This is a genomic window from Lampropedia hyalina DSM 16112 (genome assembly GCF_900129055.1).
Lineage (GTDB): Bacteria > Pseudomonadota > Gammaproteobacteria > Burkholderiales > Burkholderiaceae_C > Lampropedia > Lampropedia hyalina.
The window spans coordinates 1,359-1,569 of the sequence record NZ_FQUZ01000025.1; positions in this window are offsets into that span (position 1 = coordinate 1,359).

A 211-nucleotide genomic window follows, 5' to 3' on the forward strand; every position below is an offset into this window, starting at 1 on the left:
ACGTTCACTGCCGAATAGGCAGCTTAGAAACCGTCTGTTATCGGGTCTGCTCTCGTCCAGATGTTCACTGCCGAATAGGCAGCTTAGAAAGCATTTGATAGTTCCCCATTGTTTACGGATAGTGTTCACTGCCGAATAGGCAGCTTAGAAACAGTTTGATGCCAGCTCCCACCACCGTAATACGTTCACTGCCGAATAGGCAGCTTAGAAA